Raw genomic sequence first — 22,208 nt, 5'->3', positions numbered from 1 at the left:
CCATCAACGTCCCCCCGAAGGGTTCAGATGATTTCCTGCGCTCGACTTGCATGTATTAGGCACGCCGCCAGCGTTCGTCCTGAGCCAGGATCAAACTCTCCAAAGAATTTGATATAGCTCTTTAAAAATGACGAAGCTTGCGCTTCATTCAAAAATTGTAAAACATTTTTTGCCTCATCGTTCAGTTTTCAAAGTTCGTCTGCCGCTCTTGGCGACTTCATTAATTTATCACGTTGTCTATCTCCGCGTCAACAACTTTTTTCACAAATTGTTTTACTGAAATAATCTTTCGCCGTGACAACGTTTATAACTATAATCTCTATTTACCACTTCGTCAATAGAAATATTACAAAAAAAAATAAAAAAGGTTGAACCTCCGCGATGAGGCTCAACGCTTCAATCTTTTGCTAGCGGCACATAGCCCGTCCGCTCTACCAATGTCTGCCCTTCTTCAGATGTCATCCAATCTAAAAACGGCTTGTATGTTTCATAATGCCCTTCTGACGTGATGGCTTGAACTACCCCACCTACGCTTCGCTTAGAGGTGGAAGATTCCTGAGTTATTCGACCTAACAGTCGAAACCTGATCAGGCTAGCCCCGTCGTCCCGACGGTTGAAGATGCTAAGATTCGTTCAGCCTCTCGTTTGATGTTCAGTCCTGCGTTCACATCGCGTCGTGGTGGACGCCGCAGCCCAGGCATACCCATTCGCGCCATCCAGACGCGGCAACTCCGAATCTAGTTTAAACGTAGAAGCACCGTTCAGTTGCACTAAATCCGATTCTCCTTTGAACGGTTGATCGTCCAACAACTCGACGCCGCGTTCTTCAATCCGCAAACCTTCTGTGTACACATAGTACCCTTTCACTGAACCGAAGAACACGACTCCAATCGCGGTACTAATTAATCCGACTCGTTTAATTTTCTCCTTCGTTAACGAAGAGAAGTCATATAGCGCCATAATGACAATGAATAAGCCGGCTACGTACCAAATTGTCCAAAGAATCGGGCGTCCCCCTGCAATCGGGTCACCCATCGTAAAGAGTGCTGCAAAGACTGATATAACTGCGGTCGAAAGAACGGTCAACACACTACCTAATATAAACTTGACGATCTGCATTGGATTCAACTACCCCATTTGCTTCTATATAGTCAAGCAATCTCATAAGCGATCGCTTCGACACCGACACCTTTGGTCGGCCGGGCGACTGACCGAACATATCCTTTGCGGACGAGGAAACCGACAATGCTGCCGAGGTCGACTTTCAATGCTTGCAAGTTGGGGTGTTCCATTAATTCGGAGAACGGCCACGGTTCATCCCGTAGTTGCATCGTTTGTAATAGAAGGAGTGTGCCGGGCAACACTTTCGATTGAATCAAATGTTCAATCCCGATGATCACCAAATGAATCCGCTGTTCAAGCGACTCTTGTCCGCTCACTAATTCTTCGTGAAGCTTGTATATTTCCAAATCGAGTGTGCGCACTTGCTTCCACAACACGATTTCAGGATGGATTCCGGCTTCTAAAACCGATAAGCGCGCTAAATGGGTCAAAGCGTGATGAATTTGCGTGAAGGCATCTTGATGCTCCCCTTGTAAAAACAGGCTTCGTCCATCTTCAAAACGTCGCAACAACTTCGCAAAAGCAAGCGACAGCTGAAGACGTTGCTCTTCGTTCGAGAAATTACGGAGACGCTGTCGAAGGTCGAGTAAAAACGTATTCCGTTCGAACAACACCATACCATCTTCAATCCAGTGGATGGCTCGGCGGTTCTCGTTCATTATAATCCAACGATCCATCATCAAATCACTCACGAGATGAAGAATGATTTTCTCTTGCCCGACTTGATAATGTTTCACTGTCCAGAACGGTTCTTCCCTTGCTTCAATCACAATCAACAGCCGGTCGGATTGATCGGTCAAAGGATCTCTCGGCCGTTTCTTCTTCACCTCAATGATGCCAAGCGTCGTCTTCAAGGCCGCATATTCCGAATAGATCGTTCGCGTCGCATACTCCATAGTCACCTTGATACCTTCTTTCTATAATGATGGACCACAATCGTCCATCCAATAATCTGATACGAAAATGATTCGCCTTCTTTATAAAATTCTCCTGCCCGCGATTGTATGAACTTCTCAGGTCCGTGCAGATAAGCTATAGTAAAGACAGACATGGAGGGATTACGAAATGAAAAAACGGGGGAATAAAATCAACCGCGCTCGAAACCTTGCGTTGTTGCTCGTCTTTGCGGGAATCGGGGTCATGTATCTCGGCCTATTGGCGAAAAGCATCACATGGCTGATGATTATTTTCATGTTGCTCGGCTTTGTGATGGTGTTATCGAGTTCAGCGCTCTACTTCATTATTGGGATGGCATCCACGAAAGCCATCGTCGTCACTTGCCCGAATTGTGAGAAACAGACAAAGATGCTCGGTCGGGTCGACTTATGTATGCATTGCGACGAACCACTCACAATCGATCAATCGCTCGAAGGTAAAGAGTTCGACGAAAAATATAATAAACGCCAAACACATTCACACGAATAAAAAAACATCCTCACAGCGAGGATGTTTTTTAATGTTTATGCGCTTGTTCAGTTTGGCAAGTAGGGCACGTCCCGTATACTTCGAGACGGTGACGATCGACTTTGAACCCTGTCAATTGAGACGCGACCGATTCGATTTCATCGAGGACCGGATAGTTGAAATCGACGACTTTTCCACATGCATCACAAATGATGTGATAGTGGCGCGACGTCACGAAATCAAAACGACTCGAAGCGTCCCCGTAGTTCATCTCTTGGACGAGTCCGACTTCTTTAAAGACGCGTAAGTTGTTGTAGACGGTAGCGACACTCATGTTCGGGAACCTAGCCGAAAGTGCCTTATAAATGTCATCCGCTGTCGGGTGACTGTGCTCCGTGACGAGGTACTCCAAAATGGCCTGGCGCTGAGGCGTCATTCTGACTCCATGTTCTCGGAGCGACTGAACAGCATGGTCAAGCATTTCGCTTCCCACGTCAATCCCTCATTTCTTCTATAGAATTCATGCGAAATGTTAGTTAGAATTAACCTATTTCTTACATAGTAATCTTTATAAATAGTGTACTGATTTCTTGAACCGTCGTCAAACGTTGAGCTTAAGCGGTTGACGGCTGTGATACAATAAATGCGAATTTGTAAAAGGAGGCAATACATATGGCAACACCATCTACACGTGACAAATCAGACATTTTGTATAGCGACGCCTTGACGCATATCGTCGGCGGGGTCAACAGCCCTTCCCGTTCATTCAAGGCAGTCGGCGGCGGTGCACCCGTCTATATGGAGCGAGGAGACGGCGCCTATTTCTATGACGTCGACGGCAATCGCTATATCGACTATTTGGCGGCGTATGGTCCGATTATCACCGGTCACGCCCATCCGCATATCCATAACGCGTTAATCGAGGCATCGTCAAAAGGGCTTCTCTATGGAACACCGCACGCACTCGAAGTCGAGTTCGCGAAAAAATTAAAAGCTGCCATCCCGTCAATGGATAAAGTCCGGTTCACGAATTCAGGGACCGAAGCGGTCATGACGACCGTTCGCGTCGCCCGCGCCTATACCGGCCGTGAGCTCGTCGTCAAATTCAGCGGTTGCTATCACGGTCACTCGGACTTGATGCTTATCGCGGCAGGTAGCGGACCGGCTACACTCGGGTCGCCCGACTCAGCCGGCGTCACACGGGCTACGGCGAAAGAAGTGATCACCGTACCGTTCAATGACGTCGATGCGTTCCGCGACATGATGCGCGAATGGGGAAGTCAAATCGCCTGCGTCCTCGTCGAACCAATCGTCGGGAATTTCGGGATCGTCGAACCGAAACCAGGATTCCTGCAGGCGGTCAATGACATCACGCATGAACATGGCGCGCTCGTCATTTACGATGAAGTCATTACAGCATTCCGTTTCACGTACGGAAGCGCCCAGCAAGTATATGGGATTGAGCCGGATATGACCGCACTCGGGAAAATCATCGGTGGCGGACTTCCAATCGGCGCTTACGGTGGAAAAGCTGAAATTATGGAAACGGTCGCCCCACTCGGCCCAGCCTATCAGGCCGGAACGATGGCCGGCAACCCGGCGTCGATGGCAACAGGTCTCGCCTGTCTAGAGGTACTCGAGCAACCGGGCGTTTATGAAAAGCTTGACGCACTCGGCGCCCAACTCGAAGCAGGGATTCGCGAAGCCGCCGAAGCACACGGTGTGACCATCACGTTGAACCGCTTAAAAGGCGCACTCACGGTTTACTTCACAGATGAGATTGTGACCGATTACGAGGGCGCCGAAAAGTCGGACGGCGAAGTGTTCGGCCGCTTCTTTAAATTGATGCTCGAGAACGGTGTCAATTTGGCACCTTCGAAATACGAAGCTTGGTTCTTGACGACCGAGCATACTGAACAAGATATCGAAGAGACGATTGTCGCGGTAAACCGCGCGTTCGCCCAACTATAAGCAAAAGGAGATGCCGCGGCATCTCCTTTTCGTTTACACCGAATGCCGAATCCATAGCTGGTCGTAACGGGGGTGTCCGAACACATCGACAGGAACCTCGCCAAGAAAACTCGGGAAACGCCGCTCTCGCGCAACGTGATACAGCGGAATGACGAGCGCCGACTCCGTCAGATGGCGTTCCACTTCCCGATGGAGCAATGGCCAAGCGCTCATATCAGTCTGACGATAGCGGTCCATCATCGTTCGCAGCTCGGTTTCATGCGCGACAAGCTTGCCGACGAGTGACAGTTCACTCGTCAAAAAAGCGAGAAACGCCAAATCGAGATCTTCACTCATCATCTCCCCGCACAAAATCAAGTCGGCCCGGCGAAGCGTCTCCTCTTGCAACAAACAGCCGAGCGTATACGTCTCGGTCTCGACAGTAAAGCCGGCGGTACGTAACTGTGCCGCAATAAGCATCGCATCTTCTGTCGCCACATCGAAAGGCAAGTGCAACAACCGGAGCGGACGACGCAAACTTCCCGCTGCCTTTGGCCGTGGCAACGGTCGACTCGTCTCCGGGAAAAAGCCATGGGCCACTTGATGACGTTCTCCTCCTAATTCAACGAACGCTTTTTTGTCAATCGCCTGTTGAATCGCAAGTCGTGTTTCCACATCATCTTTGAGCCAAGAGTGTTGCAAGTTGAACATGAGGTAACGCGCCCCGGCCTCGGCAATCCATTTGACGAGGCTCTGCTCATCACCGTCGCTCCACTTGGCATAATCCATTTCCGAGAACGTGACGAATTCGACCACGTCTAATGATGGTCGCGGCCGTAGCCCACGCTCGAACGCTCGCAACCGAACGACGTCATCAGATTGTTTCTCCAATTTGAAAGGCCCTGTCCCGACAACCCCTTCCGCCCCTTCATACGTGATGGATGCCGGCGTCTGAGCAAGCAACCGTTCGATGTAGGCCCGGTGCGCTTTCGTATGGATGTCGACCACGTAAGGTGCCGGAGACTCGAGCCGTTCGATTGGCGCGAACAACCATACTTGTTTACCGCGCGCTAATAATCGATTCAACGAGTACACGACGTCTTTGGCCGCTAACGTCATCCCATTGTGGAACGTGACACCTTTACGGATGTAACATCGAAACCCGAACGGTGTGTCTTCGATATGGTGGGCTAGGGACGGTTGAACCATAGTGCCGTCCCATTCGAACAGACGATCGAAGACGTGTCTCGACAAGGATGCTTCCATCGCGATATGGATGTCGAGCGGGTCGAGGGATTCAAGCGTCCGGGTGCGCGGAAACACAAATCGGTCTTCTTCCGTCTGTTCGAAACCGAAACGGCTCCAAACCCGGGCTTGAATCAATTCACGCAACGCAGGTGGCCAATCCCATTCCAACCACTTGGCCGCATCCGCCATCGAGGCTGTCGAGAAGGAAGTGTCAACCCACCCGCTGAGCGTCCGAGCAAAGTCCGGCTGAAAGCGGAGCACAGATTCATGACCGCGTCCTTTCCCGGCCTGATACTCCACTAAGCCCAATGATTGCCACACTTTGATATCGCGCTTTACTTGTTTCTCGCTATAGCCGACCGCCTCGACCGCTTCCCGTAACGTCACTTCCCCTTTGCCCGTCTCCACCGCATGGCGGTAAATGGCCACTAGTTTCGCATTCATATCGTTCCCCCTAAAAGTGGACATGTCTAAATAATTTGTCTCTTTTTACCAAGTGTAGTCCACGTTTAAAGTAGTGACAAGGAGGTGCTCACGTGAAATTCAAAGATTTTCCAACCAACGTCCGACTTCGACTCGTCTGCGGCTTTTTCATCCGCATCGTCGGCTCGGCCATCTTTCCATTCATGGCTTTATACTTTTCAGAAGAACTCGGCAAAATCGCTGCCGGGATCATCATGACGTCATTCGTCATCGTCGGGTATGTCACTGGCTTGTTCGGTGGGTACTTCTCGGATCGCTTTAATCGAAAGCAAGTCTTACAAATCGGCCAATTCGTTCAAATCCTTTGCTTCATCGGGATGACGGTGGCGATTCACCCATCCAACAATTGGGCACTCGCCGTGGCCATTCTCTACTTCGGTCACGCGGTCGCCAACGGGTTGAACTACCCGGCCTTAGAGGCGATCGTCATCGATTCGATGGAAGAATCGAATCGAAAAGCGATCTATGTATATGACTATTGGCTCGTCAACTTGGCCATCGCTGGCGGTGTCATGCTCGGCGGTGCCTTCTATCGCGACTTCCGCTTCGGCTTGTTCGTCGGGATGACGCTCGTCTTGATGATCACGACAATCATCTTACAGCGCTATCTCGTTGATTCGCATCAAGGTAACCGGTCGACGCCGGCCAATCCGATTGTCGGCGTGATTCAAAACTACCGGATCGCCCTCAATGACCGACGCTGGATGTTGTTCGTGCTCGGCAGCATGCTCGTCTTCTCGACCGAATTCCATATGGCGAACTATATCGGTGTTCATTTAGCGGAATCGTTCCAACAGCGCTCGATCATTGGGGTCCCGTTCGACGGGGTCCGGATGATGGCGTTCATGCAACTCGAGAATACACTCCTCGTCGTCGCCATCACGTTCGCCGTCACCGCCTTTGTGAAACGATATCGTGAGAAATACGTGTTCTTCATCGGCTTGTCGCTCTATATCACGGCGTACGCTGCCATCACGTCGATGAACTCGTTCCTGATTCTCGCCGTCTTGGCCGTCGTGTTCACGGTCGGCGAGTTGTTGTACTCGCCGATTCGCCAAGTGAAGCAAGTCGACCTGCTCGACCCAGAGCGCCGCGCCTCATATCTCGCTTTTGGGGGACTCACATTCCATGGGGCCAAACTCGTGGCCGCGGCCGGCATCGTCGTCGGGGCGTTCATCGGCCCCGTGTTCATGAGTGGCTATATCTTCTTGTTCGGGGCGCTCGGTGCCTACCTCTACTACATCTCACTTTATAAGATGGAATCGGTGCGTCAGCTCGCCGCCTGACGTTTGAACCGACCCTGGAACGGAAACAAGCAAGAGTGAAGGAGGCGAATGGTATGCCAGCCATTGTATTATTTGATGGAGATTGTAACTTTTGCGACGCCAGTGTCCAGTTCATCTTGAACCGGGACACGACAGGGAATTTTCATTTCGCCTCGCTTCAAGGCGAGGCTGGTCAAACTTTGCGCGAACGTCATCGGATCATCGACTCGGTCGACAGCATCGTGTTGATTCGTGAGGGTGTCCCGTACATTAAATCCGACGCGGCGGTCCGCATCGCTGAAGGATTGGATGGGAACTGGCGTTGGCTCCGGTTTGTTAGATTCGTCCCAAAACCGATTCGTGATTTCGGCTATGACGTAATCGCTAAACATCGTTATGAATGGTTCGGTCAAAAACAGACGTGTAAACTGCCGACACCGGAAGAACGAAGCCGGTTTCTCGATCAACAATCAAAACCGCCGACTCAATGAGGAGGGCACTGAAAAACCTCCGCTCTATCCGAGCGTGGACAGAAAAAAGAGCGATTGGACCGACTCAAGTCGGGACGATCGCTCTTTTTCCTTGCCCTCATCCTGTATTTTCTTTTCGAAGGACGATGATCCGCTTCAGGTTGACCGCGATGATCGCCATCACGGCCTGCAACGTCATGCCTTTCAGGTCTGACGTCTTGTTGCGCGCCAAACCTTGCGGGTTCTTCAGTTGACTATTCTTCGCCTCGATGGCGTGCCGTTTGCGGCGATAGTCCTTGAATTCATCCGTCTGCTCGTACTCGTACTGTTCACTATGCTCCCTCGATTTCAAGGACACGCTGTACGTTTTCGATTTTGCGCCATCCTTGTAACAGCCATCGCGCAATGAGCATTGCTTACAGAGCTCGATATCGAAATAATGCGTCTCTTTCTGATTTTTACCGATGTTCCTTGTCCCTGTCCGGGCCTTTCGGATGGCCATGTGCCCGGCGGGACAGACGTAGCGTTCGGCATCCTTATTGTAGGTGAACCCTTCACCGCGGTTATCGGCAGGCGAATAGACACGCGGATTCAACGGAGCGACAAGCTTACATCCTTGCGAGGCTGCGTAAATCAGGTTGTCACGGCCAGAATAGGCGGCGTCACCCACGATGTGGTCGAACTCGACACCGGCTAGATGGCTCTTCTCGACAAGGCTCGCCAATTGTGGACCGTCTGCCGCCTCGCCAGATGTGACGATGACGGCCGTAATGATTCCCTCCTCCGTCATCGCGAGATGATGCTTGTAGCCGAAAAACGAGGAGTCGGCACTCTTGTGCCCGGTCCGGGCATCACTGTTTTTGGATACCTGCAGCTCGACGTGCGCGTCCTCCGCGAGCTCACGCACCTGGTTCACCTGGTCTCGGATGTGTTCGCGAAACATCAGCTCGGGCATCACGGTCTCGACGGTCTCGGCGACGGCGAGCGCATAGGCGAGGAGGGGTTGATGACGTCATCTTCCGGTGCGAGGTCCAGAAAATATTTGTAAGTGAGGTCGGTCTTCGCCCGTCTGACGAGGTCGACGTCGGACAGGTTTGAATGCGCCTTCAGGAACAGATACTTGAACATCCGGACAGGATGGACGGCCATCCGACCGTTGTCGTGGCAATACGTATCCTCGAGCAGGCCGGTGATGAAATCGAACGAGACGAGGTCATGGCTGAGTCGCAGCTCATCATCGGCCGGGATCAACAGGTCATAGAGGGCCGCATACGGGCTCGGCGGCATGTTCGGCAGGTCGGGCATCATCGGAATCGCCTCCAAATTGGTTGGTTACAGCCAGTATATTCCGGAATGGAAGGCGCGTACAGCGCCGCCCGAGGGCACGCCGACTCCCGGGGAATCAGCGGGCAAAGCGAGACCTAGCAGCGACACCGTCGCGATGCGGCTCGCAGCCCGCCCCCAGGAAAGCGGCGTGCCGGACAGGGCGGCTGAAGGGCGATGAAAACAGAGGAGCGCCATCCCTTCCGGGACGGCGCTCCTCTGTTCAAAAACATTTGAAGTTTTTCAGTGTCCTCCTCAATGAGTCGACGGTTTTTTTAGTCCATACAGGTCAAATACGTCCAGTGACATTCAGGCATCGGATTACCCATGAAACTGACACCGAGGTCATCGGCACGGTGAATCGTCATCCATGGGGCATCGCCGACTTGAAGGTACACTTCATGATGTGGCGACTGCGTATGGCTGCCCGCTAGTTTAAACGTGGCGGTATCCTTCAACTGCGCGACGATCGTATATTTGATGTCCGGCGCGATAACGAGCGGGTTGCCGACGGAATGTTGCAACCGATACGCGGCACGCCTACGGTCGATGACCACATCTTCAAGATATACTTGGTCGACCGAGGCGATATCTTCACCTGTCAATCGATGATGCTTTGTATAGCCACGCGTCACATTCGCGTCTTTTTTGATAGAAACAATCGGAATGTCGCTCAACCCTTCAGCTTTCACTTCCGTTCGTGTCCGATAGTCGGTCGCATGAACGTTATAAGGGCGACCGTCTCCTTCAAAATACGGATGGGGTGACAACAAGTTCGGGTTTTTGATCATCGGCGGACGGATGAACGTCTGGACGCGAAGCTGAATTTGGTCCACCGTCTCCACATCAGGTCGAATCGGACTGACGAGGAAATACATGACGTATAGTTCCTTGTCCCGTCGTGTGTCCGTCTTCAACTCCTTGGCGAGCGACATCCCTTTGCCGACGGCGTGAATCAAGCTCGTCCCCGGTTTCTCGTCTCGTTTCACGGGACGGAGCGCCCTCACTTCATACATCGTCGGCTCATGAAGCGGTGTCTCGTCCAAGTAGGCATTGCCGACGACTTCGGCGATGCGTCGTCCTTGCCGGTAAATCGCATACGTCTCGACGTCAGCGATCGGGTCCCATTGCAGATGGGTACCGTTTGATGCGACGACTGCCGACGTGAGATGTCGATTCCAGTACAGGTCGTCAGTTGGGTTCACGGCGGCCGTATACACTTTCGCCACTTCCCCTTGTTCGTCCGTGATCCGATAGGCAACTTGTTCCCCCACACCTGTGTCGTGATCGACGTAGTGTTGGTCGGTTCCTTCGTACACATACTTCCCGTTTCGCGTAAGACGGACCGTCCCCTCAACTGACCACGTCAGTTCGAGTGCGTCTTTTAGCGGGTTTACCGTGATTAAGCCTTCCCCGTTCATCATTGAATCATCCCCCTTTTGGCATGTCGTTTCTTCATTCCCGTCTCACTGTCGTAGAAAACAAAAAGACCTCGAGTTTCCTCGAGGCCCCGTCTCATTCGACGACTGCTAAATCTTGAATCATATACAAATCATAATAGGCGCCACGGCGACGCATCAATTCTTCGTGCGTACCGGTCTCCATGATTTGTCCGTTATCGACGACGACAATCTTATCGGCATCGGTGATCGTCGACAAGCGGTGCGCGACGATGAGCGTCGTTCTCCCTTTCGTCAAGCGCGCGAGCGAGTCTTGAATCATCGCCTCACTCTCAAGGTCAAGCGCACTCGTCGCTTCGTCAAGGATGATGATCGGTGGATGTTTCAAGAAGACACGGGCGATGGCGAGCCGTTGTTTCTGACCGCCTGACAGTTTGACGCCTTTCTCCCCGACCGGCGTATTGTAGCCGTCCTGTAAGTTCGAGATGAACTCATGTGCGTTCGCTGCTTTCGCGGCGGCGATGACATCTTCGTCACTCGCTTCCGGATTCCCCATCCGGATGTTCATCGCGACCGATTCACTGAATAGGACCGAATCTTGCATGACCATCCCGATTTGATCGCGAAGGGCCCGCAGTTTAAAATCACGGACGTCGGTGCCATCGATTTTGATGCTACCCGACGTGACGTCATAAAACCGTGGAATCAAGCTGACGAGCGTCGACTTCCCACCGCCGGACATGCCGACGAAGGCGACCCGCTCCCCGGAGCGGATATGCAGGTTGACGTCATGGAGGGCACGGGCGCCGTCTTTCTCATACGCAAAGCTGACACGATCGAGCTCGATGTCACCCGCCGTTTTCACGGGCACGAACGCACTATGTTTCTCTTCGATGTCGTACGGCTCATCGAGGAACTCAAACACGCGGTCCATCGAAGCGACCGACTGTGTGAGCGTCGTCGCCGAGTTGACGAGACGACCGAGCGGTGCGTAGAGACGATCGATATACGCGATGAAGGCGACGAGCGTACCGAGCGATACTTGTTCTTGCAAGACGAGCCAAGACGCCGACGTGAAGATTAAAATCGGTGCGATGTCCGTGATCGTCGAGACGACGACGTACGTCTTCGCGTTCCAGCCGGTGTGGCGAAGCGCGGCTTTCAAGAAACCACCGTTCTGTTCTTCGAACGCCTTGTTTTCATACGGTTCAAGCGCGAAACTGCGGATGACGGCCATCCCGTTGACCCGTTCGGTCAAATGTCCTTGAAGGTCCGCGAGGGCGGCCGAGCGTTCGCGCGTGAGTCGGCGCAATCGTCCGTAGAAGTAGCGGACGGCGATGGCGTAGAACGGGAGCGGCAAGATGGCGATGAGCGTCAGTTGCGGATCAATCGTATACATGATGGCGATGGCAATCAAAATCGTGACCATATCGAGCCAAATGTTCATCAGGCCGGTGATGACGAAATCTTTCGTCTGCTCGACGTCGTTGATGATGCGCGAGATGATCTGTCCCGTCTTATTGTTCGAATAATAGCGGAGCGACAACTTTTGAACGTGGTCGAACAATCGGTTCCGGACATCGAATAAAATGCGTGTCGCTGCCCATTGCGCCAAATATTGGCGTAAGTATTCAATCGGTGGCTTCAAGACGAGGAAGACGAAGAAGACGATGCTGAACAGCCAGACGAGCTCGGTATAATCTCTCGCCGGTTCCGGGTCTGTCAAATAAGTGTCGATCACATATCTGTAAAGGAGCGGCAACCCGAGCGGGATGGAGAATTTCAAAATCCCGACGAAGATGGTCAGCGCGATTTGTTTCTTATACGGTTTAACGAACTTTAAATAACGTTTAATACTACCCATTAGTTCCTCCTTCAAGAAAAAAAGCGGAGATGAGCAATCATCTCCGGTAACGTGCTTCGTATTCGCGATACCATTCATCGACGAATGTTGGGTTGAACGGCCCTTTCCGTCCTCGAATCCAGTTAATAAGTTCTTGAACGTTCTGTTTCAAGATTCGATCAATCGCTTTCGGATAATTCATCTCGCGACGATGCCGCTCATATTCATCCTCATCTAAAATCGTGTACGACATATCTGGGAACACCTTGATGTCCAAATCGTAGTCGATGTACTTGATGGCACGTTCTGCCCCATCGAACGTTGTCGGCGAACCTAGATTACAGTAGTAGTAAATCCCATCTTCGCGAATCATGCAGATGACATTGAACCAAAACTCAGATGAAAAGTAGCAAATTGCCGGCTCACGTGTTCTCCATTGCCGGCCGTCTGACTCGCTGACCATGATGCGGTCATTGAATCCGATCATATCCGTTTTTGACGACTGAAGGACGAGCGTTTCTTCCCAAACGCGATGCAAAGTTCCGTTGTGCTTGTAGCTCTGTATCTCGATCTTGCTACCTGCTTTGGGAAATAAGCTCATAAGCTCCTCCTTTCCGCTATGATGCTATACAATTCTCATATTTAATTATAGCGACTTTCAGAACCAATGAAAAAGGAAATCTCTTATTTTCACGAATTTAGTGTTTTTTGGAATGCCTCGGCTCGCGCTTTGAACATCGGCCGAAGTACGAAGAATTCGACGAGAACAGTCGGCACGTAACTATCAAACGTCACCTCGTCGACCATGACAGCCTGTCCGCCTACTTGTTCGACCCGATGGACGTGACTGAAGCGACGGAACGGAAATGGCAGCTTGACGCCTTGATCACAAAATGCGTGATTCCCCGTCAATGTGATGGCACTGTTCCACGGTAATGAAATGGGACCGATACCAACCCGTAATTGAACGAGGTTTCCTTCGACCGACGCCCCCTCCCCAAGAAGCGTCACTTTCGGAAACGATGTCAGTTCTGATAGCAGTGAAGCATCTTGAAGCAATGTCCAAAGCTTGTCAACGGTCGTATCGTATGGAGTTCGTACATCAAACTGTCTCATCATTCACACCTGCCATCTGCTCTAATTTTTGTTGGGCGACCGATACGGTCACCACGTTGCGTTCTTCTTCGTCGAGCCAAGTCCATTCCCCTATCGGTAACGTCTCGACTTCGTATAAATCGATATACCAGACGATGTGGGAAAACACGTGTTTCACTTGTCCAACATAGGTTCCGTTTATCTGTTCCCCCGTTCCCCGGTCTGTAAGCGGATATTGCCACATTCCGGCAAGAAGACCGGCGTCCGGTCGTTTCACATATGCGGTCCGGCCGTTCTGACGACAGTAAAGCGCGTCGTACATCTCGATCCGGGCCGCCCCTTTTCTCGTCTTGACCGGGAGTTCATCTTGGACGTTATGCGAATACGCATAACAATCGTCTTGAACGGGACAGAGCGAGCACATCGGGTTTTTCGGGGTGCATACCGTCGCCCCGAGTTCCATAACCCCTTCATTGAAGTCCGAGGCATGATTCGGGTCCATCAGTCGGCGCACGACCTGTTCGAACAGTTTTCGCGTTTTCGGGATGACGATATCGTCATAAATCCCGAACTGACGAGACATGACACGCATAACATTCCCATCGACGGCGGGTTCCGGCTGATTATAGGCGATCGAGAGCACGGCCCCGGTCGTATACGGTCCGACGCCTTTCAACTTTTCGAATCGTTCTTTTTCTTCAGGAACGATGCCGTCGTATACCGCGACGACTTCTCGGACGGCTTGATGAAGGTTACGGACCCGTGAGTAATACCCGAGCCCTTCCCAATATTTGACGACCTCGTCAGGTTCAGCCGCCGCTAACGCCTCGATAGTTGGAAAACGCTCCATGAAACGATTGTAATACGGGATGACCGTATCGACACGCGTCTGTTGGAGCATGACTTCACTCACCCAGACACGATACGGATTTTTGCCGTGACGCCATGGTAAATCACGCTTTTCGCGATTGAACCATGTCACTAAATTTGTGTTGAATTCTTGAATATTATAATTTGTGAACAATTTATCAATATCGAGCATTTCGTTTCCCCTCGTTTTAAAAATATTGTATGATGAAATGGATTAACATATGCGAATTTTCAACTTTTATGGAGGTGCTGAAGCACATTGGATACTGCTACTCACATTGGGATGGGACTTGGTTTAAGTGCAATCGCGACACTCAGCCCAGAGGTGTCAGGCGACGCACAAATGTTTCTAGCCATGACAGCTACTGCTCTCGTCGGCTCGCATGCTCCGGACTTTGACACGGTCTTCAAACTAAAAGGAAATAGCACGTATTTACGTCAGCACCGCGGTCGTTCACACGGAATCACCGCACTTCTCGCTTGGCCAATCATCGTCAGCGCCGTCATCGGACTCGCGCTTGGCGTCAATCCTGCTTCATTATGGGTCATGGCACAAATCGCTGTATTGCTTCACGTTACGGTCGACTTGTTCAACGCTTACGGGACGCAGGCCCTCCAACCGTTTTCAAAAAAATGGATTGGTTGGGGCGTCATCGGGACGTTTGATCCGTATTTGTTCTCTGCCTACTACGGGGCATATGTATTATGGCTTATCACAGGGGCGACTGTCCCGATTTTTGCACTGCTCATTGCGCTCGTCATCAGCTATTACGCGATTCAGTTCAAATTGCGTAACCGCGCTCTTGCCACGGTCGCCCGTCACTTTGCCGGTGCCCACGAATTGTTCATCTCGCCGGGTATCGGTTGGGATGACTGGCATGTCGCCGTTCGATTCCGCAACGGTTTAGGTGCGGTCAAAGTGAAAAAAGGGACGGTCATCGAATGCGGCCGTTTCCGCGACAAACCGATGCCAGGTGAAGATGACCTTCACTTCGTGGAAGCGCGTAAAAATACGGACCTACAATCGTTCCTCGAGTTCTCGAAGATTCATACGTATACGGTCACACGTCATAACGGGATGATCGAGTATCGCTTCACGAACTTGCGCTACTTCGCGAAAGATATCTATCCATTCGTCGCCGTCGTCATCGTCGACGAAGAGTCAAATGAAGTGTTGTCTTCGTTCACCGGTTGGGTGTTCAGTGAAGAGAGCCTGCAAAAGAAATTGGCCTATGAATAATAAAAAGTCGCTCGGCGAGAGCGACTTTTTATTATGCTTCCGACTCGGTGAACTGAAGTTCGAAGTCAAATTTCACTTTTTTATCGACGAGTACGCCGCCCGCTTCGAGCGCTTGGTTCCACGTCAATCCATAATCTTCCCGATTGATCGACCCGCCCCCGGTGAAGGCGTGTTTCATGTTGCCCCATGGATCTTTCGCGCTTCCCTCATACTCGACTGCGAACATCTCTTCCCGAGTTGTCCCACGAATCGTCAAGTTCCCGGTCAATTCGAACTCGCCGCCACCTTGTGAGCGGAACGATGTCGACTCGAACACGATGTCCTCATGTTGCTCCACATCAAAGAAGTCGCCGGACCGTAAATGGTTGTCACGGTCGGTGTTATTCGTATCAATCGATGCTGCTTTGATTGTCACGTTCACACGCGCGTTCGCGAGATCGTCCGGTTGCCCGTTCGCCTCGACGTGAAAATCTTTGAACTCTCCTTTTACTTTCGAAATCATCATATGCTTGACTGTAAAGTTAATGGTGCTGTGCGCTGGATCGACTTGATATGTTTTTGCCATGAATCCGTCCACTCCTTCGATTTGAGATTGATACTAATATGATGTTTACCACAAATCTTGACTTCAAAACATTTCGATTCAAATGTGACAAATTATTGTCGAAAAATTTTGACTTTTATCACATCGACCCGGTACGATGGAAAAGGGAGTCGTTGTCTTACAGTAAAATGTAAGCGCATACATAGAGTCCCTATACTTTACGGAAAAGGGAGGAACGACCATGATTTATGAAGTCCCAAACTCGACAGGCACGAAAGTACACTTTAAAGACCGCTATGAGAACTACATCAACGGAAAGTGGACCGCGCCTGCAGGGGGAGAATATTTTGAGAACACCTCTCCGGTAAATGGTAAAGTTTTATGCGAAGTCGCCCGCTCGACGAAAGAAGATATCGAGCTCGCCTTGGATGCGGCCCACGCCGCCAAGGACGCATGGGGCAAAACGTCTGTCACGGAACGTTCTGTCATTTTAAATAAGATTGCCGATCGCATGGAAGCGAACCTCGAGATGCTCGCCTACGCCGAGACGTGGGAGAACGGCAAAGCCGTCCGTGAGACGCTAAACGCCGACCTTCCACTCGCCATCGATCATTTCCGTTATTTCGCGGGTGTCATTCGGTCACAAGAAGGTGGCATCAGTGAACTCGATCAAGATACGGTCGCCTATCACTTCACCGAGCCACTCGGTGTCGTCGCTCAAATCATCCCATGGAACTTCCCGATTTTGATGGCGGTCTGGAAAGTCGCACCGGCCCTCGCCGCCGGCAATTGCATCGTGTTGAAGCCAGCCGAACAGACACCGGCTTCGATGATGGTGCTCATGGAACTGATTGAAGATTTGCTCCCACCAGGCGTGTTGAATATCGTCAACGGCTTCGGTCTCGAGGCCGGCAAACCGCTCGCATCGAGCAATCGCGTCGACAAGGTCGCCTTCACTGGCGAGACGACGACGGGACGTTTGATCATGCAATATGCGTCACAAAACATCATCCCGGTCACGCTCGAACTCGGTGGGAAGTCACCAAACATCTTCTTCGCCGACATTATGGATGCGGATGATGACTTCTTTGATAAATCGATTGAAGGACTCGTCATGTTCGCCTTGAACCAAGGTGAGGTATGCACGTGCCCATCGCGCGCCCTCATCCATGAGTCGATTTACGAGCCGTTCATGGAACGTGTGCTCGAACGGGTCAAAGCGATCAAGCTCGGCAATCCACTCGACCCTGACGTCATGATGGGCGCCCAAGCCTCGAATGAGCAGATGGAAAAAATCTTGTCGTATCTCGAAATCGGGAAATCGGAAGGCGCGGAATGCTTGATCGGCGGTGAACGCAACATGATGGACGGCGAACTCGCCGACGGCTATTACGTGCAACCGACGATCTTTAAAGGCCACAACAAGATGCGCATCTTCCAAGAAGAGATCTTCGGACCGGTGTTATCGGTGACGACGTTCAAAGACGATGCCGAGGCGCTCGCCATCGCGAACGACACGTTGTACGGTCTCGGTGCCGGCGTTTGGACGCGTGACATGAATCGGGCTTACCGGTTCGGTCGTGAGATTCAAGCAGGTCGTGTCTGGATCAACTGCTATCACCAATATCCGGCCCATGCCGCGTTCGGCGGGTATAAGATGTCTGGGATTGGTCGTGAGAACCATAAGATGATGCTCAACCATTATCAACGGACGAAAAACATGCTCGTCAGCTATAGCGAACAAAAACTCGGGTTCTTCTGAGATGGTGAACCGCGTCGAGGCCACCCCCGCCACGCTCGCACTCCTCGAACAGCTGAAACGAAAACATGGACCGCTCTTGTTTCACCAGTCGGGCGGTTGTTGTGACGGGAGCTCCCCGATGTGTTTCCCGCAAGATGAGTTCATGATCGGGGATCACGACGTCCTACTCGGTGAGATTGGTGGGTGTCCGTTCTACATCCACGAAAAACAATATGATTACTGGAAACACACTCAGCTCATCATCGACGTCGTCGAGGGCCGGGGCGGCATGTTCTCGGTCGAGGGCGTCGAAGGAAAGCGGTTTTTGAGCCGTTCCCGGGTGTTCACGGACGAAGAACGGGCCGAATTGCAACAGAGTTGAATGTCTATCCTATAAACAAAAGTCCCGCTACTCGGAGCGGGACTTTGCTTATTTACTCTGCATTTTAAAGCGCAAGTATAATTCGTTATAATACGCGTTCATGCGCTTGCCTAAGTTCTCATACACTTCGAGCTCATCCGTCACGTCTTTCGTCGGATAGAAGCGTTCATCTGACGTCACTTCTTCATCTAAAAATTCAAGCGCCGCTTCGTTCGGCGTCGAATAGCCGACATAGTCGGTATTTCGTGCCGCGATTTCCGCGTCGAGCATGAAGTCGATGAACTGATGAGCGCCTTCGACGTTTTTCGATGTGTTCGGGATGACGAGGTTATCGAACCAGAGATTCGTTCCTTCTTCTGGGATAACGTACGTCAACTCTTCGTTCTCGTACATGATCTCGGAAGCATCTCCAGACCAGACGACAGCCGCAGCCGCTTCGCGATTGGCCATGAGCATCTTGATCTCGTCGCCGACGATCGCTTTAATGTTCGGCCAGAGTGTCTCGAGCTTCTTCTCCGCCTCGAGCAACTCATCCTTGTCGGTCGTATTCAACGAGTAGCCGAGTGAGTTCAGACCGAAGCCCATCACTTCCCGTGTCCCGTCTGCGAGCAAGATGTCATTTTCAAGCGGCATGTCCCAAAGGTCGTTCCACGACGTGATCTCACCGTCGACGAGCTCAGGGTTATAGACGATGCCGACCGTTCCCCAGAAGTAAGGGACCGAGTACGTATTGCCTGGGTCGAACGACTTGTCGAGAAAACGTGGGTCGATGTTGCCGAAGTTTTCAAGCTTGTCATAGTCGATCGGCAAGAGCAGGTCCTCTTCGATCATTTTACTGATTGCATAGTCAGACGGGACGGCGATGTCGAAGGCCGTACCGCCTTGCTCGATTTTCGTGAGCATCGCCTCGTTCGAATCAAACGTTTGGTAAATGACTTTCAAACCCGTCTCTTCCTCGAACTCTCCAATCAAGTCTTCATCGATATAATCGCCCCAGTTGTAGACGACGAGCGTATTGTCGCCGCCGAACCCTTGCGCCATATTGATTTGATACACCCAAAGCAAGAGGGCGGCGCTGACGAGGACCGGCACCGTTAACATGATGACCAATTTTTTCATCGTCTTACCTCCTTCCCTTTTGCCCCACGTTGCGCGAGCACGTAATACCCAATGACGAGAACGAGTGTGAATAAGAATAGAATCGCCGACAAGGCGTTGATCTCAAGCGAAATCCCTTGGCGGGCCCGTGAATAGACTTCGACGGCAAGTGTCGTGAAACCGTTGCCGGTCACGAAGAACGTGACGGCAAAGTCATCGAGCGAATACGTGAGCGCCGTGAAGAAACCGGCGAAGATGCCTGGCGTGATGTACGGTAAGATGACTTTCGTCAACACATCCCATGTGCTCGCCCCGAGGTCACGCGACGCATCGATGAGCGTCGGGCTCATCTCTTGTAGTTTTGGTAAGACCAGAATGACAACGATCGGCACCGAGAAAGCGATGTGTGCCAACAGCACCGAATAGAAGCCGAGCTGAATCCCGAGCATCGTGAACAAGATGAGGAACGACGCCCCGATGATGACGTCCGGGCTGACGATCAACACGTTGTTGAGCGACAAGAGCGATGTCTTCGTAAAACGTTGTCGCGCCGTATAAATCGCGAGTGCCCCGATGACTCCGAGCACGGTCGAAATCGTCGCCGACAGCAAGGCGATGACGATTGTGTTCAAGACGATGACGAGCAGGCGCGTATCGGTAAAGAGCGACTTGTACCAATCGAGCGTGAAGCCTTCAAAATTACTCATCGTCCCGCCACTGTTGAACGAGTAGACGACCAGGTAGACAATCGGCGCGTACAAAATGAAGAACACCGCCATCAAATAGAGGTTGGCTAATTTAAATTTTTTCGGTTTCATCGACGCACCGCTCCTTTCGCGCCCCAGTCACGCGTGATGACCATGACGAGCACCATCGCCAAAATTAAGAACACGGCAATCGTCGAGCCCATGCCCCAGTTTTGCGTAACGAGGAATTGTTGTTCAATCGCCGTCCCGAGCGTGATGACGCGGTTCCCAGCGATGAGTCGCGTGATCATGAAGAGTGACAACGCCGGGATAAAGACGATTTGAATCCCTGACTTCACGCCATCGAGCGTGAGCGGGAAGATGACCCGGCGGAACGTCGTCCAGTTCGAAGCACCGAGATCACGCGACGCATAGACGAGCGACGGTGGGAGTTTCTCGATGGCGTTATAGATCGGCAAAATCATGAACGGGATGAAGATGTAAACTGACACGAACACGAAACTGAAGTCCGTGAACAAAATCTGTTGCGTCCCGATACCAATCGCCTCTAAAAATTGGTTTGTGATGCCGTACGTCCCGAAGATGCCGAGAAACGCATAAGCTTTGAGCAATAAGTTGATCCACGATGGCAAGATGATGAGCAAGAGCCAAAGTTGCTTATGCTTCGTCTTCGTCAATAAATAAGCGGTCGGATACCCGATCAAGAGCGAGAAGAATGTGATGAGGAACGCATACCAGAAGGAAGACAACGTCATCGTTAAATACGTCGACGTGAAAAACATCTGATAGTTCTCTAAACTCAAATTCCCTTCGATATCAAAAAACGAGTAGTAGACGACGAGCAGGAGCGGCGCGATGACGAACAACGCGATCCATAACCAATACGTCGTTAAATAGACCGTCTTCGCGGTTTGACTAGTTTGATTCATGAGCGACCTCCTCATAGGACTCGAGACGACGGTCGAACTCTTCCTCCGTCTCCCCTAAGCGCATGACGTGAATCGCCTCATCATCGAACGTGAGGCCGATTTTCGAACCGACGACCGATTTTTTCGTCGAATGGACAAGCCATTCATTGCCTTCTTGGTCATAGCAACAAATCTCATAGTGGACACCGCGGAACAGTTGCGAGTCGACGTCGACGACAAGTTTCGCCGAATCGACCGATGTCATCTCCAAGTCTTCCGGACGGATGATGACTTCGACTTTCTCGTTACGGTCAAACCCTTGGTCGACGCAATCGAACGTCTTCCCGGCGAACGTGACGACGTTGTCCTCTGGCATGACGCCCGGTACGATGTTCGATTCCCCGATGAAATCGGCGACGAAACGGTTGATCGGCTCATCGTAAATATCGGTCGGTGTCCCGCTTTGGACAATTTTCCCGTTATTCATGACGAAAATCTCATCCGACATCGCGAGCGCTTCTTCTTGATCGTGCGTGACAAAGATGAACGTGATGCCAAGACGCTGCTGCAATTCGCGGAGCTCATATTGCATCTCGGTCCGAAGTTTCAAATCGAGCGCCGAGAGCGGTTCATCGAGCAAGATGACTTCCGGTTCGTTGACGATGGCACGGGCGATGGCGACACGTTGGCGTTGTCCGCCTGACATCTCGTCGATCTCACGTGACTCGTACCCTTTCAAGTTGACGAATTTGAGCGCCTGTTCGACTTTCGTCTTCACGTCCGCCTCTTTCATCTTTTTGATGCGCAGACCGAACGCAACATTCTCAAACACGTTCAAGTGCGGGAAAAGCGCATAGTCTTGGAACACGGTGTTCACTTGACGTTTGTTCGCCGGGACGTCGTTGATGCGTTTCCCGTTGAACTCAATATCGCCTTCTGACGCATCCGTGAAGCCGGCGATCAGACGCAAAATCGTCGTCTTTCCACATCCAGATGGGCCGAGCAACGTATAGAATTTCCCTCGTTCAATCTCAAAGCTAATGTTTTCCAAGACGACGGTGTCATCGTAACGCTTCGACACGTTGTCAAAGCGAATAATCGTTTCTGGATTCATT

At 51.5% G+C, this 22,208-nt stretch carries 21 protein-coding genes, 1 rRNA gene and 1 pseudogene; 7 read left to right on the top strand and 16 right to left on the bottom strand.

Annotated elements, in window-relative coordinates:
• From EVJ34_RS13490 to EVJ34_RS13480, 3 genes are all read right to left on the bottom strand, one after another.
• Window positions 1–106: ribosomal RNA gene (locus EVJ34_RS13490) — 16S ribosomal RNA — on the bottom strand; the annotation flags it as partial.
• A gap of 527 nt (window positions 107–633) precedes the next feature.
• The gene (locus EVJ34_RS15850) at window positions 634–1,119 is read right to left on the bottom strand and encodes a hypothetical protein (RefSeq protein ID WP_201739950.1); all 486 of its coding nucleotides are present in this window, start codon (window positions 1,117–1,119) and stop codon (window positions 634–636) included.
• A gap of 32 nt (window positions 1,120–1,151) precedes the next feature.
• Entirely contained in the window at window positions 1,152–2,018 is an 867-nt protein-coding gene (locus EVJ34_RS13480) for a nucleotidyltransferase-like protein (protein ID WP_131438358.1), read from the bottom strand.
• Between the two features lie 169 nt (window positions 2,019–2,187).
• Between EVJ34_RS13480 and EVJ34_RS13475 the strand changes: the two genes are divergently transcribed.
• Window positions 2,188–2,547, top strand: coding sequence for a YgzB family protein (locus EVJ34_RS13475; RefSeq protein WP_131438348.1), 360 nt, complete (start codon window positions 2,188–2,190; stop codon window positions 2,545–2,547).
• Window positions 2,548–2,575: 28 nt separating this feature from the next.
• Here EVJ34_RS13475 and perR read toward each other — a convergent pair whose 3' ends face one another.
• Complete coding sequence (gene perR, locus EVJ34_RS13470; RefSeq protein WP_131438360.1) at window positions 2,576–3,007, bottom strand: peroxide-responsive transcriptional repressor PerR; 432 nt, start codon at window positions 3,005–3,007, stop codon at window positions 2,576–2,578.
• A 191-nt stretch (window positions 3,008–3,198) separates the two neighbouring features.
• Between perR and EVJ34_RS13465 the strand changes: the two genes are divergently transcribed.
• A complete protein-coding gene (locus tag EVJ34_RS13465) occupies window positions 3,199–4,497 on the top strand; it encodes a glutamate-1-semialdehyde 2,1-aminomutase (protein ID WP_131438350.1) in 1,299 nt (432 codons plus the stop codon).
• A gap of 33 nt (window positions 4,498–4,530) precedes the next feature.
• On the opposite strand, the gene EVJ34_RS13460 is transcribed toward EVJ34_RS13465, so the two are convergent.
• A complete protein-coding gene (locus tag EVJ34_RS13460) occupies window positions 4,531–6,168 on the bottom strand; it encodes an ABC transporter substrate-binding protein (RefSeq protein WP_161566942.1) in 1,638 nt (545 codons plus the stop codon).
• A gap of 92 nt (window positions 6,169–6,260) precedes the next feature.
• Here EVJ34_RS13460 and EVJ34_RS13455 point away from each other — a divergent pair, with 92 nt between their 5' ends.
• Window positions 6,261–7,493, top strand: a complete 1,233-nt coding sequence (locus EVJ34_RS13455) for an MFS transporter (protein ID WP_131438354.1) — start codon at window positions 6,261–6,263, stop codon at window positions 7,491–7,493.
• 53 nt (window positions 7,494–7,546) lie between these two features.
• The gene (locus EVJ34_RS13450; protein ID WP_131485930.1) at window positions 7,547–7,963 is read left to right on the top strand and encodes a thiol-disulfide oxidoreductase DCC family protein; all 417 of its coding nucleotides are present in this window, start codon (window positions 7,547–7,549) and stop codon (window positions 7,961–7,963) included.
• A 97-nt stretch (window positions 7,964–8,060) separates the two neighbouring features.
• Here EVJ34_RS13450 and EVJ34_RS13445 read toward each other — a convergent pair.
• From EVJ34_RS13445 to mutY, 6 genes and pseudogenes are all read right to left on the bottom strand, one after another.
• Window positions 8,061–9,250: pseudogene (locus EVJ34_RS13445) on the bottom strand (transposase).
• A gap of 290 nt (window positions 9,251–9,540) precedes the next feature.
• Complete coding sequence (locus EVJ34_RS13440; protein ID WP_131485929.1) at window positions 9,541–10,689, bottom strand: DUF3238 domain-containing protein; 1,149 nt, start codon at window positions 10,687–10,689, stop codon at window positions 9,541–9,543.
• A 91-nt stretch (window positions 10,690–10,780) separates the two neighbouring features.
• Complete coding sequence (locus tag EVJ34_RS13435) at window positions 10,781–12,529, bottom strand: ABC transporter ATP-binding protein (protein ID WP_131485928.1); 1,749 nt, start codon at window positions 12,527–12,529, stop codon at window positions 10,781–10,783.
• A 37-nt stretch (window positions 12,530–12,566) separates the two neighbouring features.
• Window positions 12,567–13,109, bottom strand: coding sequence for a nucleoside tri-diphosphate phosphatase (ntdP, locus tag EVJ34_RS13430; RefSeq protein WP_021067741.1), 543 nt, complete (start codon window positions 13,107–13,109; stop codon window positions 12,567–12,569).
• An 89-nt stretch (window positions 13,110–13,198) separates the two neighbouring features.
• A complete protein-coding gene (locus EVJ34_RS13425; protein WP_131485927.1) occupies window positions 13,199–13,624 on the bottom strand; it encodes an SRPBCC family protein in 426 nt (141 codons plus the stop codon).
• Window positions 13,611–14,645, bottom strand: coding sequence for an A/G-specific adenine glycosylase (gene mutY / locus EVJ34_RS13420; RefSeq protein ID WP_131485926.1), 1,035 nt, complete (start codon window positions 14,643–14,645; stop codon window positions 13,611–13,613). Before mutY ends, EVJ34_RS13425 begins: the two co-directional genes overlap by 14 nt.
• Before the next feature lie 87 nt (window positions 14,646–14,732).
• Here mutY and EVJ34_RS13415 point away from each other — a divergent pair, with 87 nt between their 5' ends.
• A complete protein-coding gene (locus EVJ34_RS13415) occupies window positions 14,733–15,713 on the top strand; it encodes a metal-dependent hydrolase (protein ID WP_131485925.1) in 981 nt (326 codons plus the stop codon).
• 31 nt (window positions 15,714–15,744) lie between these two features.
• Here the strand turns inward: EVJ34_RS13415 and EVJ34_RS13410 are convergent, their stop codons facing one another.
• A complete protein-coding gene (locus tag EVJ34_RS13410) occupies window positions 15,745–16,278 on the bottom strand; it encodes a YceI family protein (protein ID WP_131485924.1) in 534 nt (177 codons plus the stop codon).
• Between the two features lie 220 nt (window positions 16,279–16,498).
• Between EVJ34_RS13410 and adh the strand changes: the two genes are divergently transcribed.
• Together adh and EVJ34_RS13400 are read left to right on the top strand one after the other, a co-directional pair.
• Window positions 16,499–18,019: an aldehyde dehydrogenase gene (gene adh, locus EVJ34_RS13405; protein WP_131438318.1), complete on the top strand. Its 1,521-nt coding sequence runs from the start codon at window positions 16,499–16,501 to the stop codon at window positions 18,017–18,019.
• Window position 18,020: 1 nt separating this feature from the next.
• Complete coding sequence (locus EVJ34_RS13400) at window positions 18,021–18,380, top strand: DUF779 domain-containing protein (protein ID WP_131485923.1); 360 nt, start codon at window positions 18,021–18,023, stop codon at window positions 18,378–18,380.
• A 48-nt stretch (window positions 18,381–18,428) separates the two neighbouring features.
• Here the strand turns inward: EVJ34_RS13400 and EVJ34_RS13395 are convergent, their stop codons facing one another.
• Genes EVJ34_RS13395 through EVJ34_RS13380 form a run of 4 tightly spaced genes read right to left on the bottom strand, consistent with a single transcriptional unit; the run spans window position 18,429 to window position 22,207 of the window.
• Window positions 18,429–19,499 carry an ABC transporter substrate-binding protein gene (locus tag EVJ34_RS13395; protein WP_131485922.1) on the bottom strand — a complete coding sequence of 357 codons (1,071 nt, stop codon included), beginning with the start codon at window positions 19,497–19,499 and terminating at the stop codon, window positions 18,429–18,431.
• On the bottom strand, window positions 19,496–20,296 hold the full coding sequence (locus tag EVJ34_RS13390; RefSeq protein WP_131438323.1) for an ABC transporter permease: 801 nt from the start codon (window positions 20,294–20,296) through the stop codon (window positions 19,496–19,498). The genes EVJ34_RS13395 and EVJ34_RS13390 overlap by 4 nt, the downstream gene beginning before the upstream one ends.
• Window positions 20,293–21,114, bottom strand: coding sequence for an ABC transporter permease (locus EVJ34_RS13385; RefSeq protein WP_034780994.1), 822 nt, complete (start codon window positions 21,112–21,114; stop codon window positions 20,293–20,295). The genes EVJ34_RS13390 and EVJ34_RS13385 overlap by 4 nt, the downstream gene beginning before the upstream one ends.
• Window positions 21,101–22,207, bottom strand: a complete 1,107-nt coding sequence (locus EVJ34_RS13380; RefSeq protein WP_131438325.1) for an ABC transporter ATP-binding protein — start codon at window positions 22,205–22,207, stop codon at window positions 21,101–21,103. The genes EVJ34_RS13385 and EVJ34_RS13380 overlap by 14 nt, the downstream gene beginning before the upstream one ends.
• Window position 22,208 lies beyond the last annotated feature (1 nt).

The sequence above is a fragment of the Exiguobacterium sp. SL-9 genome (genome assembly GCF_004336985.1).
Lineage (GTDB): Bacteria > Bacillota > Bacilli > Exiguobacteriales > Exiguobacteriaceae > Exiguobacterium.
The sequence above is the reverse complement of the archived record's forward strand: the minus strand, read 5'-3'. Positions and strand labels throughout refer to the sequence as shown.

What these genes read in the sequence shown, in the direction of transcription:
- EVJ34_RS13400 (WP_131485923.1), top strand. Translation starts at nt 18,021, where the DNA reads ATGGTGAACCGCGTCGAGGCCACCCCCGCCACGCTCGCACTCCTCGAA.
- EVJ34_RS13410 (WP_131485924.1), bottom strand. Translation starts at nt 16,278, where the DNA reads ATGGCAAAAACATATCAAGTCGATCCAGCGCACAGCACCATTAACTTT.
- EVJ34_RS13380 (WP_131438325.1), bottom strand. Translation starts at nt 22,207, where the DNA reads ATGAATCCAGAAACGATTATTCGCTTTGACAACGTGTCGAAGCGTTAC.
- perR (WP_131438360.1), bottom strand. Translation starts at nt 3,007, where the DNA reads ATGCTTGACCATGCTGTTCAGTCGCTCCGAGAACATGGAGTCAGAATG.
- EVJ34_RS13460 (WP_161566942.1), bottom strand. Translation starts at nt 6,168, where the DNA reads ATGAATGCGAAACTAGTGGCCATTTACCGCCATGCGGTGGAGACGGGC.
- ntdP (WP_021067741.1), bottom strand. Translation starts at nt 13,109, where the DNA reads ATGAGCTTATTTCCCAAAGCAGGTAGCAAGATCGAGATACAGAGCTAC.
- mutY (WP_131485926.1), bottom strand. Translation starts at nt 14,645, where the DNA reads ATGCTCGATATTGATAAATTGTTCACAAATTATAATATTCAAGAATTC.
- EVJ34_RS13440 (WP_131485929.1), bottom strand. Translation starts at nt 10,689, where the DNA reads ATGATGAACGGGGAAGGCTTAATCACGGTAAACCCGCTAAAAGACGCA.
- EVJ34_RS13450 (WP_131485930.1), top strand. Translation starts at nt 7,547, where the DNA reads ATGCCAGCCATTGTATTATTTGATGGAGATTGTAACTTTTGCGACGCC.
- EVJ34_RS13480 (WP_131438358.1), bottom strand. Translation starts at nt 2,018, where the DNA reads ATGGAGTATGCGACGCGAACGATCTATTCGGAATATGCGGCCTTGAAG.
- EVJ34_RS13475 (WP_131438348.1), top strand. Translation starts at nt 2,188, where the DNA reads ATGAAAAAACGGGGGAATAAAATCAACCGCGCTCGAAACCTTGCGTTG.
- EVJ34_RS13435 (WP_131485928.1), bottom strand. Translation starts at nt 12,529, where the DNA reads ATGGGTAGTATTAAACGTTATTTAAAGTTCGTTAAACCGTATAAGAAA.
- EVJ34_RS13425 (WP_131485927.1), bottom strand. Translation starts at nt 13,624, where the DNA reads ATGAGACAGTTTGATGTACGAACTCCATACGATACGACCGTTGACAAG.
- EVJ34_RS13395 (WP_131485922.1), bottom strand. Translation starts at nt 19,499, where the DNA reads ATGAAAAAATTGGTCATCATGTTAACGGTGCCGGTCCTCGTCAGCGCC.
- EVJ34_RS15850 (WP_201739950.1), bottom strand. Translation starts at nt 1,119, where the DNA reads ATGCAGATCGTCAAGTTTATATTAGGTAGTGTGTTGACCGTTCTTTCG.
- EVJ34_RS13385 (WP_034780994.1), bottom strand. Translation starts at nt 21,114, where the DNA reads ATGAATCAAACTAGTCAAACCGCGAAGACGGTCTATTTAACGACGTAT.
- EVJ34_RS13465 (WP_131438350.1), top strand. Translation starts at nt 3,199, where the DNA reads ATGGCAACACCATCTACACGTGACAAATCAGACATTTTGTATAGCGAC.
- EVJ34_RS13390 (WP_131438323.1), bottom strand. Translation starts at nt 20,296, where the DNA reads ATGAAACCGAAAAAATTTAAATTAGCCAACCTCTATTTGATGGCGGTG.
- adh (WP_131438318.1), top strand. Translation starts at nt 16,499, where the DNA reads ATGATTTATGAAGTCCCAAACTCGACAGGCACGAAAGTACACTTTAAA.